This is a genomic window from Variovorax terrae (assembly GCF_022809125.1).
Classification (GTDB): domain Bacteria; phylum Pseudomonadota; class Gammaproteobacteria; order Burkholderiales; family Burkholderiaceae_C; genus Variovorax_A; species Variovorax_A terrae.
Window position 1 is genome coordinate 2,031,810 of sequence record NZ_JALGBI010000001.1, and the last position, 12,830, is coordinate 2,044,639.

10 protein-coding genes are annotated in these 12,830 nt (G+C 66.4%); 7 read left to right on the top strand and 3 right to left on the bottom strand.

The window, feature by feature from the left end; translation table 11 throughout:
• Positions 1-2 precede the first annotated feature (2 nt).
• A complete protein-coding gene (locus tag MMF98_RS09565; RefSeq protein WP_243306047.1) occupies positions 3-827 on the top strand; it encodes an IclR family transcriptional regulator in 825 nt (274 codons plus the stop codon).
• Between the two features lie 60 nt (positions 828-887).
• Here MMF98_RS09565 and MMF98_RS09570 read toward each other — a convergent pair whose 3' ends face one another.
• Positions 888-2,426, bottom strand: coding sequence for an acetolactate synthase large subunit (locus tag MMF98_RS09570; protein WP_243306048.1), 1,539 nt, complete (start codon positions 2,424-2,426; stop codon positions 888-890).
• A 31-nt stretch (positions 2,427-2,457) separates the two neighbouring features.
• Complete coding sequence (locus tag MMF98_RS09575) at positions 2,458-3,447, bottom strand: Bug family tripartite tricarboxylate transporter substrate binding protein (protein ID WP_243306049.1); 990 nt, start codon at positions 3,445-3,447, stop codon at positions 2,458-2,460.
• Positions 3,448-3,524: 77 nt separating this feature from the next.
• Here MMF98_RS09575 and MMF98_RS09580 point away from each other — a divergent pair, with 77 nt between their 5' ends.
• The 5 genes from MMF98_RS09580 to MMF98_RS09600 all read left to right on the top strand — a co-directional run bounded on the left by MMF98_RS09580 (position 3,525) and on the right by MMF98_RS09600 (position 10,121).
• Positions 3,525-4,514: a LysR family transcriptional regulator gene (locus MMF98_RS09580; RefSeq protein ID WP_243306050.1), complete on the top strand. Its 990-nt coding sequence runs from the start codon at positions 3,525-3,527 to the stop codon at positions 4,512-4,514.
• A 102-nt stretch (positions 4,515-4,616) separates the two neighbouring features.
• Positions 4,617-5,630, top strand: a complete 1,014-nt coding sequence (gene acuI, locus MMF98_RS09585; RefSeq protein WP_279343552.1) for an acrylyl-CoA reductase (NADPH) — start codon at positions 4,617-4,619, stop codon at positions 5,628-5,630.
• A gap of 10 nt (positions 5,631-5,640) precedes the next feature.
• On the top strand, positions 5,641-7,761 hold the full coding sequence (locus MMF98_RS09590; protein WP_243306052.1) for an acetate--CoA ligase family protein: 2,121 nt from the start codon (positions 5,641-5,643) through the stop codon (positions 7,759-7,761).
• Positions 7,762-7,776: 15 nt separating this feature from the next.
• Entirely contained in the window at positions 7,777-8,604 is an 828-nt protein-coding gene (locus MMF98_RS09595) for an enoyl-CoA hydratase/isomerase family protein (RefSeq protein ID WP_243306053.1), read from the top strand.
• 77 nt (positions 8,605-8,681) lie between these two features.
• The gene (locus MMF98_RS09600) at positions 8,682-10,121 is read left to right on the top strand and encodes an NAD-dependent succinate-semialdehyde dehydrogenase (RefSeq protein ID WP_243306054.1); all 1,440 of its coding nucleotides are present in this window, start codon (positions 8,682-8,684) and stop codon (positions 10,119-10,121) included.
• A gap of 115 nt (positions 10,122-10,236) precedes the next feature.
• On the opposite strand, the gene MMF98_RS09605 is transcribed toward MMF98_RS09600, so the two are convergent.
• Positions 10,237-11,196 carry a helix-turn-helix domain-containing protein gene (locus MMF98_RS09605; RefSeq protein ID WP_243306055.1) on the bottom strand — a complete coding sequence of 320 codons (960 nt, stop codon included), beginning with the start codon at positions 11,194-11,196 and terminating at the stop codon, positions 10,237-10,239.
• A gap of 75 nt (positions 11,197-11,271) precedes the next feature.
• Between MMF98_RS09605 and MMF98_RS09610 the strand changes: the two genes are divergently transcribed.
• Positions 11,272-12,771, top strand: coding sequence for a cytochrome P450 (locus MMF98_RS09610; protein ID WP_279343553.1), 1,500 nt, complete (start codon positions 11,272-11,274; stop codon positions 12,769-12,771).
• Positions 12,772-12,830 lie beyond the last annotated feature (59 nt).

Below are 12,830 nucleotides of genomic sequence, written 5' to 3' on the forward strand. Positions count from 1 at the left end.
CCATGCTGACCCGTGCCACCCCCTCGCGCGCCAAGGCCGCGGCCCATCCCGCCGCCGACGAAGAAAGCCCGCTCTTTCTCGGCTCCGTGGCCAAATGCTTCCAGGTGCTCGAAGCCCTCAACACCGCCGGCCGGGCCGTGGGCCTGACCGAGCTGGCCGCCCTGGCACAGCTCGACCGCAGCGCAGTGCAGCGCATCACGCACACGCTGCGCGTGCTCGGCTATTTGCGCCAGGACCCGGCCACGCGCTCCTTCACGCTGTCGGGCCGGATGCTGGAGTTCGGCCACACCGTGCTGGCCACCGACCAGCTGCGCGAACGGGCCCAGCCGCACCTCGAGGCACTGAACCGCCGCACGGCGGAAACCGTCAACCTCATGGAGCTCGAAGGGCACGACATCGTCTATGTGGCGCGCTACCCGAGCCTGCACGCGGTCAGCGTGGACCTGCACGTGGGCTCGCGGCTGCCGGCCTTCTGCACCGCGGCCGGCCGCGCCATCCTTTCGCAAATGAGCGACGCGGAGGCGGTGGCCCGGCTGAAGGCCGCGCGGCGCACGGCGATGACGCGCCACACCGTCACCGACCTGGCCGGCCTGCAGCAGGCGCTGGCGCTGGCCCGCGCCGAGGGCTATGCGCTGAACGACCAGGAAGCCTTCATCGGCGACCTCTCGGTGGCCGCGCCGCTGCTGGACCCGGCCGGCCAGCCGCTGGGCGCCATCAACATCGCCGTGCCCACGCCGCGCTGGCAGCTCGATGCGGTGCTGGCGCGGCTGGTGCCGCCGCTGCTGAAGACTGCGGCCGCCATCAACAAGGAGCTGCGCTATCTGTAGAAGGCGGTCGGGTGTGGAGCGCTCTGGTGCACACGCAACTTCAAAGACTTTGACAGGTTCTCAGACGACCAGCTCAATGAGTCGAGGCCCGTGCGCTTCGATGGCCCGTTGGAAAGCGGCGTTGAAGGCTTCCATCGAAGTCGCCCGCTCCGCCTCCACACCGAACCCCGAGGCGAGCTTGACCCAATCGATGTCCGGTCTGTCCAGCGTCAGCAGGTCCTCGGATACGGTCGACGTTTTTGCGCCGACGCGCTTCATTTCGTCGAACAGGATTGCATAGCGACGGTTGGAGATGATGATGGTCGTCACGCTCAACTGCTCGCGTGCCTGGGTCCAAAGCGCCTGCAAGGTGTACAGCGCCGAGCCGTCGGCTTCGAGATTGACCACGCGTCGTCCGGGGCAAGCCACCGCAGCCCCTGTGGCAAGAGGCATGCCCATGCCGATGGCACCCCCTGTAAGTTGAAGCCAGTCGTGTGCGGCCGCGCGCTGGGTCATAAGGAACATGTTTCTTCCGAAACTGACGCTCTCATCGACGACGATGCATTCCCTCGGCATCAACACAGCCAACGACTGTGCGAGCGCATCTGGATTGATCGGGCCACATGCTGGCTGTGCCGCGTCGGTGCCCTCCTCTTCGGCCGTCCAGGGGGCGCAATCGAGCGCGCGCGCAAGCCGTTCGAGCGCATCGGCTACATCCTCCTCGGCGTGCACCAGCGTTGACACGTCGATGCCCTCGGCTTCGGGATGCGACCGCCCGTCGGGCCCAGAGAACGAGAACACCGGACGCTTCGCGCCCGCGAGCACCAGCCTCCGAATGCCCGCCATGAAGGACACGGCCGCCGATGGGGCATAGGGAATCCGCTGGACAACCGGCCTCCCTTGCCCGCGTTCGATTCGGGCGATCGAGCTTTCCGTCAACAGCAGTGCGCCCGTGCGCCGGGCAATGGCGCCGGCCAGAAGCAGTGCATCGCCAGTCAAGGCATCGCCACCCAGAAGCAACGCGGAGGCAGGACCGCTCAACGCGCTCCGCGCCTTTTCGACGGTGGCCGCATCGACCAAGGTTGTGGCCGCCGCTTTTCCAGGCATGGCGAACTGCACGCCGTCGGACCAGCACACATCGGAAGGAAGCACAAGGCTCGCAATCCCCCTGCCAGCCGTCAGCGATGCGGCCACGGCGGCAACCCCGTCCCGGGCGACAGCATGCACATCGAGTACGGTTCTCGTCCAGCTGGACACGGTGCGCGCCAGCGCCTCAATGTCCATGGCGAGAGGTGGATCCGCAGGCCGATGGCCATGGGAGAGATCGCCAATGAGATTGACGATCGGCGAGCGGGCCCTGCGAGCGTTGTGCAAGTTGGCAAGACCATTGGCCAGACCCGGACCGCAATGCAGCAACGTTGCGGCCGGACGGCGGGTCATGCGGCCATAACCATCTGCGGCGCCGGTTGCGACACCCTCAGCCAGCGCCGGGACGGCCCTCATGCCGGCCACGCGATCCAGCGCCGATACAAAATGCATCTCGCTGGTTCCCGGATTGGAAAAGCAAGTGTCTATCCCTGCGCCAACAAGACTTCGCAGAAGCGCTTCGGCCCCGTTCATTTGAGAGTGACTTCCATGGTCTCGAGGGGAATCATTCGAGCTTCAGCCCCAGCTTGCGGACCAGTGTCTTGAGTTCAGCCGTCTCGTTGCGAAGAACGTTACCGAACTCCGCAGGTGTCGTACGCCAGGGCGGCGTGCCTCGTTCTTCGAGCTGCCGGGTGAACTCCGGGTTGGACAGTACGGCGGCAACCTCGTCGTGCAGTTTGCTCACGACGGATACCGGTACCCGAGCAGGCGCGAAGAGCCCCAGCCAAGGCTTGAAACCGATGTTGGGATAGCCGGACTCCGCCATCGTTGGCGTGCCCGGGGTCAGCGCGATGCGCTCGGTGCCCAGCACAGCCAACGCCTTGAGCTTGCCCGATCGCACGAGCGGCATGACCACTGCCGCGTTGTCGAACATGAACTGTACCTGCCCGGCCATCATGTCGTTCCAGGCGGGCGCGCCGCCCTTGTACGGCACATGCGTTGCCTCGATATTGGCGGCTGAGCAGAACTGCGCACCGTAGATGTGATTGGTCGTATTGTTGCCGTACGAGGCGTAGTTCAGCTTGTTCGGATTCGCCTTCGCGTAGCTCACCAGCTCGGGGACGTTGTTCGGCGCAAAGCGTGCATCGGCGACCATCATCATGGCGCCGGAAACCACCGTGGTGATGGGCTGCAAATCACGGGCGAAGTCGTAGGGCAGGACCTGGACGGTAGCCGCGGCGATCGTGATCTCGGAAGGCGCCCCGAACAGGATGGTGTAGCCATCGGGCTCCGAATTGATGACCAACTGAACGCCAAGTCGCCCGCTCGCGCCGGGTCGATTTTCGACGACGATCGGCTGCCCGATGCGGCGGGTGAGCCGTTCCGCGAGGAGCCGGGCGGTACTGTCAGCGCTTCCACCGGGAGGCCAGCCGACAATGAAGCGCACGGGCCGATCAGGCCAGCCGCTCTTCTGTTGCGCCCACCCTGTCAGGGGCGAAAGGGCGATGGCGGCAAGCAAATGCCTGCGGTGGGAGACGGCGATTTGTGATTTCATACTGCGCTCCATGCGATTGTGCTGAGGAAGGAATCTAGACTTCCCGCCGCACATCGACAATCATTGAATACATCCATTTGCGTGCTCGAATCGAGAACGCACGAAAAACACCAACGAAAGTCTCAGGCATGTCGCGCGATTCGTTTTTCCCTCTGAAGCACCCACTGTCGCTGAGGTATTTCTTCGAGGTGGCGAAGGCTGGCTCGTTCCGCAAGGCATCGGACCAGATCCACATTGCCGCCTCGGCCATCAATCGCCATGTCAAATACCTGGAAGACGAAATGGGGTCGCAGCTCTTCGAACGCGGGCGCGGGCGCGAGGGCCTGAAGCTGACGGCCGCCGGGGAAATCCTGCTCTACCGGCTCAAGCGAGCCATGTCAGAGTTGGGAGCTGCGGGCACGGAGATCGACTCGCTGCTGGGTCTGCATCGCGGCACAGTGAATTTTGGTGTCAATGAGGGGCTGTGGCGCGAGGTGCTCCCCGGCCTGCTGACGGACTTCCGCAGCAGCCATCCCCACATCCAGTACCACGTGGTCGCGGCGAACTCCCCCCGCCTTGTCGAGATGGTTCTTGCCGACGAGATCGACTTTGCCCTGGCCTTCAACCCCTCTCCCCACAATGGGGTGACGATCGCGGTAAAGCTAGCGATCGGCGCCTGCGTCATGATGCGCCGCACACACCCGCTTGCATCTCGCCGGACTCTGAAGCTGCGGGACTGCGCGCTTCACCAGCTCGTGATGCCCGACGAATCGCTTGCCCTGCGCGCGACGCTCGACCGCATGTTCCTGCAGGCAGGCGTGGCGCCGAAAATCGCGATGACAACCAACTCCTACGAAGTCATGCGCTCGGCGACCGAGGCGGGTATCGGCATCTCAATACTGACGCAGCAGGTCATCGCGCCAGTCTCGAAGTCTTCCCCCGTCGTCTATGTTCCCTTGCGTGACACCGACATTCCCGCGCAACAGCTGGCCTGTTGCATGCGCCGCGGGAGAGCGCTTTCCGTGGCAAGTACAGCGATGATCGGACGCATCGCCGAAGTCCTCGAGTCGCGCAGCACCGCGCGATAACTCACCTCACATGGCGCTTGCGTTCTCGCTATCAGAACGCATCGGCGACAAATCGATGCTTGTGGACACGATGGGCCGCACTTAGATTCCTTTCTGTCGCGGATGGTCCGCGCAGGAACGAGGAGATCTATCGTGGCCAAGGCCATTCTTCTGAGCAAGCATGACGGCGCGCCGCGCGCCGAGGTTCGCGAGTTGTCCGCGCAGGAGTTTCCCCCCGCTGAAGTCCGGTTGCGGGTTGAGTATTCATCACTGAACTACAAGGATGCGCTGGCGATCGTCAAGGGTGAGCCCATCGTCCGCCAGTGGCCGATGGTGCCAGGCATCGATGGCGTCGGCGTGGTCGAGGAAAGCAGCCATCCCGACCTGAAGGCAGGCCAGCGCGTCGTACTGAACGGTTGGGGGGTGGGCGAACGCCATTGGGGATGTCTTGCCCAGTACGCCGGCGCCAAGGCCGACTGGCTGGTCCCGCTGCCAGCAAGTCTCGATGCCCGTGATGCGATGGCGCTGGGCACTGCGGGCTATACGGCGATGCTGTGTGTTCTCAAGCTGGAGAAGCACGGGGTCAAGCCTTCGGACGGAGAAGTTCTCGTCACAGGTGCCGCCGGCGGCGTGGGGAGTATCGCGACCACCCTGCTGGCCCGGCGCGGCTTCAGCGTGGTGGCCAGCACGGGACGCACCGGAGAGGCGCCCTATCTCGAAAAGCTGGGTGCCTCCAGGGTGATCGACAGGAAGGAGCTGTCCGAGCGCGGCAAGCCGCTTGAGAAGGAGAAATGGGCCGCTGTCGTCGACTCCGTCGGCAGCAACACTCTGGCCAACGCCTGCGCTTCGACGCGCTATGGCGGAGTCGTGGCCGCATGCGGGCTGGCCCAGGGCATGGACCTGGCGATGACTGTGGCGCCGTTCATCCTGCGCAGCGTCACGCTGGCAGGCGTCGATTCCGTGATCGCTCCATTGGCCGTGCGCCGTACCGCATGGCAGTACCTGGCCGACGAGATCGATCGGGAGCTGCTGCGCGTGATCTCGCACGAGGTCGGGTTGCAGGAAGCGATTGCTGTTGCACCGAAGCTGCTGGCCGGCGAGGTGCGCGGCCGGACCGTCGTCGATGTCAACGCCTAGGGAGGTTGCGATGAGCCTGAATGCACTTCTCAATCCTTCGTCTGTTGCGGTCGTTGGTGCGTCGTCGCGCGCCGGCGCCCTGGGACAACGTGTACTGGATAACCTGCAGAAGTCCGGCTTCATGGGGGCGGTCTATCCGATCCACCCCAGCGAGACGCGCCTGGCGCACTGGGACTGCTTTCCCACGCTGGACGCGTTGCCTGAGGCGCCCGAATGCGTCGCGATCGGCCTTGCGGCCGAGCGCGTGCTCCCCATCCTGGAACAAGCCGCGAACCGCGGCGCCAAGGCGGCCGTCGTGTTCGCGAGCGGGTTCTCCGAAGTCGGCGAGCAGGGACAACGCATGCAGAAGTCACTGGCCGATTTCTGCCGCAGCAGCGGCATGAAGGTCTGCGGACCGAACGTGCTCGGCGTGCGCAACCTGCATCGGCAATTCGCGCTCTACAGCGCGCCGCTCGCCCACGACGCGCCGCGCGGCGGCGTGGCGATTGCGGCCCACTCGGGTTCGGCATGCGTCGCATTGAGCGGGACGGGCCGCTTCGGCCTGAGCCATGTGGTCTCCATGGGCAACAGCGCGGTGCTGGATGTCGAAGACTACCTCGAGCATTTCGCGGGAGACCCAAACACACGCGTGGCGTGCCTGTTCCTCGAAGCAGTGAGAAATCCCGGCCGGCTCGCGGCCTCCGCGATGCGCATGCGTGCCGCAGGCAAGCCGGTGCTGGCGCTCAAGGTCGGCCGCACCGCGAAGGGTGCGGCGGCGTCTGCGGCGCACACCGGCTCGCTCGCAGCCTCGCATGCTGCAGCGAGTGACTTTTTCCGGCAGGCGGGAATCGAGGTTTTTGACGACCTGGACGAGTTGATCGAGACCTGTGCGCTGTTCGATGCGGTGCGCAAGGCGCCATCGGGAAACGGTTTGGCCGTCATCAACATCAGTGGCGGTGAAGTCGCACTGACCTGCGACCTGGGCCATGAGCTGGGCCTCAGTCTGCCGTCACTGTCCGAAGAAACATCGAGTTCTCTCTCGAATATCCTGCCCAGTTTTGGCACGGTGGCCAATCCGCTCGATGCGACCAGCGCCGCCCTGTCTGACCCGTCGATGTATGCGAAGGCCATGACCGCCCTTCTCGACGATCCAGGCGTGGGCCTGCTCGCGGTCTCACAGGATTGCCCTGCAGGATTGAGCGACGCTGCGGCGCTCGGCTATGGGCGATTAGCGCAGACGGCGGTCGAGATCGAGAAGACGTCGCGCAAACCTGTCGTCTTCTACAGCAACGTCTCGGGTCCGCTGCATGCGGCCACCGTTGAACCCCTGCGCGGCTCACCGGTCCCTTGCTTGCAAGGGGCTCGCCCGGCCCTGGTGGCTGTTCGCGCGTTCCTGCGGTGGCACGGCTGGACGGCGACCTCCACATTGCCTCCAGTGAATGTGCAGCCTATCCCGGCCTGGCAAGTGCGCCTGGCCGCTGGGGACGCACTGTCTGAAGCCGAGGCCAAGCGCTTCCTGCACGACCACGGCGTTCGCATCGCTCGCGAGGCCACGGCTGGGTCGGTGCATGCGGCCGTTGGCGCCGCGGATGAGATCGGTTATCCCGTCGTGCTCAAGGTCGACTCTCCCGACATCCCGCACAAGAGCGATGCAGGCGGAGTCGCTCTATCCCTCCGGAATGCCCAAGAGGTGGCCACCGCGTTCGATCACATCAACGAGAGCGTACGGCGCCATCACCCCGGCGCGCGAATCCACGGCGTGGTAGTCCAGGAGATGGTCAGGGGCGGCGTCGAGATGATCATCGGGACGACTCAGCATCCGCCCTTCGGGAGAGGCGTCGTCGTCGGCGCCGGTGGTGTATTGGTGGAGCTGATGAACGATAGCGCCTTTGCGCTCACCCCCATTGACCATGCCCGGGCGTCCGATCTTGTCGGCCAGACCCGCGCAGCGCGGCTGCTCGCGGGCTACCGCGGAGAGCCCGAGGCGGACCGACCTGCATTCGAGGAACTGCTAGTGAAGATCTCTGCGATCGCCGAAGCCTATGCCGACAGCATCGAGACGATCGAGCTCAACCCCGTGGCGGTCCTTCCTGTAGGCCAGGGTGCCTGCCCACTGGACGCACTGATCATTCCGCGAAAAACCGACAACTGAACGAGGAACTACGACATGACTTTCAAAGACGAAACGAACTACCGCTGCATCCACCTTGAGATCGACCGCTGGGTAGCTACTCTCACGCTCGCGCTGCCGGAGAAGATGAACGCGCTCGGGGATGACATCCTTCTGGAGATGCAGCACGCGCTGGACGCGCTCGAGGCCGACCAGGAAATCCGCGCGCTGGTGATCGCGGGATCGGGGCGCGCCTTCAGCTCCGGCTTCGACCTGAGCCCTCGCGAGAAGCCCTTTACCACCGTCCAGGATTGGCGCGAGCATGCGCGCATGGGCAACGACACCTTCCTGAAGATATGGCGATCGCGGCTGCCGGTGATCGCGGCCGTCAATGGCTTCTGCCTGGGGGGTGGCTGCGAGTTGTCGATGGCGTGCGACTTCACGCTGGCGGCGGATGACGCGCAGTTCGGTGAACCTGAGATCCAGTTCCAGTCGGCACCACCGATGATGATCATGCCCTGGGTTCTCGGCATGAAGAAGACCAAGGCCATGATGCTGACCGGCGAGCGGATCGGCGCGCGCGAAGCCTGCGACGCGGGTTTGGTCACCAAGGTCGTGCCCGCCGCGGATCTGCTGAGTGAGGCGAAGGAGCTGGCATTGAAGCTCTCCATGATTGCCCCCGAAGCGATGCAGATGAACAAGCAGGCCCTGAATCGTGGTTACGACATGCGCGGCTTCCAGGCGACCATCGACTACGGCGCCGAAATGTTTGCACTCATTCATCTGCTGGACTCGCCGGAAAAGCGGGAATTTTTTGGCATCGCTCAGGAAAGCGGTCTCAAGGCAGCGTTCAAATGGCGGGATGAAAAGTTCTCGATACGCTAACTCGAATGTTTGTTGGCAAGACTGGTTTCACCTCAGATACAGTCTCACACTAGTTACCGTTTCGAGATTTGATTCAGATGACCTATCCCAACACCCAGCTCTTCATCGGCGGCGAGTGGCAGGACGCCGAAGGCGGCCGCTCGCTGGCCGTCTTCAACCCCGCTACCGGCGTGGAGATCGGCCGCGTCGCCCATGCCTCCACCCGTGACCTGGACCGTGCCCTTGTCGCGTCGCAAAAGGGCTTCGAGATCTGGCGCGACATGGTGCCGGCTGAGCGCAGCAAGATCATGCGCAAGGCCGCGGCCCTCATGCGCGAGCGCGCCGATGAGATCGGTCGCCTGATCACGCAGGAGCAGGGTAAGCCCATCGCCGAGGGCAAGGGCGAGGCGATGGCTGCGGCCGACATCATCGAGTGGTTCGCCGAGGAGGGCTTCCGCATTTATGGACGAATCGTGCCCTCTCGCCTCGGGGTCCACATTCGCCAGATGGTGCTCAGAGACCCGGTCGGCCCGGTGGCCGCTTTCACACCGTGGAATTTCCCGATCAACCAGGTGGTGCGCAAAGTGGCTGCGGCGCTCGCGGCTGGCTGCTCCATGCTAGTGAAGGCGCCCGAGGAAACCCCGGCCGCGCCCGCGGCGCTCATCAAGGCCTTTCAGGATGCGGGCCTGCCGAGCGGCGTGCTGGGTCTGGTTTACGGCAACCCAGCAGAGATCTCCAGCTACCTGATCCCGCACGCCATCATCCGCAAGATCACCTTCACCGGATCCACCCCCGTAGGCAAGCAGTTGGCGGCGCTGGCCGGCCAGCACATGAAGCGCGTGACCATGGAACTGGGCGGCCACGCCCCGGTGATCGTCTGCGAGGACGCGGACATCCAGCTGGCCGTCAAGGCCGCAGGCGCGGCCAAATTCCGCAATGCGGGCCAAGTCTGCATCTCTCCCACGCGCTTCCTGGTGCACGAGAGCGTGGCCAGGCAGTTCACGGCCGAGTTTGCCAAGCAGGCGCAGGCGCTCAAAGTAGGAGACGGCCTCGCCGACGGCACGCAGATGGGACCGCTGGCTAACCCGCGCCGCGTCTCGGCGATGGCCGAGTTCACCAAGGATGCGGTCGAACGTGGCGCCACGCTGATCGCGGGCGGCGGGCGCATCGGCGATGCCGGAAACTTCTGGCAGCCCACGATCCTGGCTGACGTGCCGCTGGAAGCGAGGGTCTTCAACGACGAGCCCTTCGGACCGATGGCAGCCATCCGCCCCTTCAACAGGCTCGAAGACGCGATCGCCGAAGCCAACCGGCTGCCGTACGGCCTGGCTGGCTATGCCTACACCCGCTCGCTCAAGAATGCCGACCTGCTCGCGCGCCGCGTCGAGGTAGGCATGCTGTGGGTAAACCAGCAGGCCACCCCTTCGGCCGAGCTGCCTTTTGGCGGCATCAAGGACTCGGGCTACGGATCCGAGGGCGGCTCCGAGGCGGTGGAGGCCTATCTCAACGTGCGTGCGGTATCAGTGACCAACTTGTGACGGACAAGCCTGTGAGCGATGCGCGCCAGGAAGATCGAATGCCAGCAAAAGTGGCAATGCAACCCAAAGCGCTGCGCCAAGGGCGCGTGAGAGCGGGTCACAACCGTCCTCAAGCCTAGACCCACAACCGGTACATCCAGAACGACTCGTCCTCCTCGAACCGCCGGGCGAATTCGGTCGGGGCAAAGCCCGTGATCTGGCGCACCGCCCGGCTCATGTGGGCCTGGTCCGAAAAGCCTTCGTCGAGGGCCAGCGCAGGCCAGTCGAGCGGCTGGCCCTGCGCGTGGCGCTGCCGCGCCGCGTGGAACAGGCCTTCCGTGCGGACCATGCCCTGCCACTCCCGGATCGAGCGGCCGCTGAAGGCCTTGACGCGCCGCTCCACCTGGCGCGTGCCCAGTGTGCGCTGCCACTCCCGGGCCTGCAGGCCCAGCCGCCCCACCCAGTGCCGCCCGAACTCGCTCAGGGACGGCAGCGAATCGCCGGCGCGGCCCAGGACCTCGCGCCAGCGCGGCGCCAGGTGCCGCTGCAGCGCGACCATGGTCTGCGCATCGTCGTTGGCGGCAAGCAGGGCATCGCACAGGGGCGACCAGGCGCGCCCGAGCACGTCGAGTGCCGGAACGAAACGATCCTGCGCCTCCACGAGGTCCACCCCGAACAGCTGCTGCGCCGCATCGAGCGTGAAGCACAGCATGCCGCCCCGCCCCGTCGTCGGGGCCCAGCTCGCCGTGGGCGCCGTCTGGCTGCCCGAGAGCATCACGGACGCGGCAAATGGCCGCCAGCGGCTTGCCCCCTCGGGCGTCTCGGTCACCAGCCCCGCGTCCAGGTCCTGGTACCAGGACAGGCAGACCAGCGGCGAGGCCGGGAAATGCGACAGGCGCTGCGCATCGTCCAGGGCCCGCCCGCGCGTGTCGCGGCACACCACGGCCACCAGCGCGCCCTGGAGCGCGGGCGGCGCGGTGTACAGGCGCGACTGCGGCGCCGGCCCGGAGCCGGCCCAGCGGGCTGCCCGGGCCCGGAAGGCCGGGCAGCGCAGCGACGGAGGCGGCGATGGCAGAGGCAGCACGGCGGCATTCATGGTGACGAAGTGTAGGGGGGCCGGGATGACGTTTTCATTCAAGACGCGCATCGCCGCATCGCGAATCATTGGCGCATGAACACCCTGCCCCACTCACCTGCTCCGCCCAGCTCGCCAGATGCCGCCACAGCCGCCGCGGGCTGCCCTTTCGCCGCCCATTCGCCTGCCTCGGCCCAGCCCGCGGCGCCGGCTTCCGGGCCCGCCTGGCCGCCAGGCCCTCCGTCGGGCCTCACGGGCTGGGGGCTGCTGCGGCGCATGTCGCGCGACCTCCTCGGCACCGTCGCCAACTGGCAGCGCCAGTACGGCGACGTGGTCCATGTGCGTACCTGGCCCGAACACCAGATCATCGTCACGGACCCCGCGCTGGTGAGGGAATTGCTGGTCACCCAGCACGAGGCCTTGACGCGCTGGGAACACGGCATCGCGGTGTTTGCACAACTGCATGGCCAGAGCGTTCTGGTGAGCGAGGGGCAGCCCTGGCGCAGCAAGCGCCAGGCCCTGTTGCCGGCCTTCTCCCCGAAGTCCGCGCAGGCCCAGGTTCCGATGCTCGTGGCCGCGACCCAGGCCGCCCTGTGGGACTGGCCCGGCCGGTCCGACGACTGGCCGATCGAGCAGGCGCTGACCTCGCTCACGATGGACGCGATCGCGCGCCTGGTGTTCTCCAGTCCGATCGGCGAGGACGCTGGCGCCGCCGAGCAAGCCGTCCGGGTGGCGAGCCGCGCGGCCGACCGGGAGTTCTACTGGCCGCTGCACTGGCCCGACTTCATGCCCTGGAAACGGCGCAAGCGCCGGGCGCTCGCCTGGCTGCGGCAGTTCATCGGCCGCCAGGTTGAACGCCGGCGGGCCCGCCCCGCCGCCGACTGGCCCGACGACCTGCTGAGCCGCCTGTTGCGGCTGCACCAGGCGGCGCCGCAGGACTGGCCCCTGCAGGCGGTGCGCGACGAATGCATGACGGCCTTCCTGGCCGGGCACGAAACCGTGGCCAGCACCCTGACCTGGTGGTCCTGGTGCATGGCGACCCATCCCGAGGAGCAGCGGCGGGCCGCCGACGAAGTGCGGGAACGGCTGCAGGGTCGCCCGCCCTCGGCTGGCGACCTGCCCCGGCTGCGCCGGCTGGGCTTCACGCTGCAGGAGACGATGCGCCTGTACCCCGCGGCCCCCGTGCTCATCAGCCGGCGCTGCACCCGGCCGGTGGCGCTGGGGCCCTGGCGCCTTCCCGCGCGCACCCTGTTCATGATTCCGCTGGGCCTGATGCAGCGCGATGCGCGCTGGTTCCCCGAGCCCGAGGCGTTCCGGCCCGGGCGTTTCGACGACGCGGGCGAGCCGCCGGCGCCCGCCGCCGACGCGCCGCGCGGCACCTGGATGCCGTTCGGCACCGGGCCGCGCGTCTGCCTGGGGCAGCACCTCGCAAGCGCCGAGATGGCCGTGATCGCCGCCATGCTGCTGCAGCGCTTCAGGTTCGAGGTTGCGGCGGGCGCTGGCGCTCCGCAGCCGCTCCTGCACGTCACGCTGCGGCCCGCCGCCCCCTTGCGCCTGAAGCTGGAGCGCCGGCCCGCGGACAGCGGCGCTTGCTGATCGGCGCCGCCATGCCGGCCCTGGCATGCTCTAATTCCGGGCTGGCTTCTCATCCACCT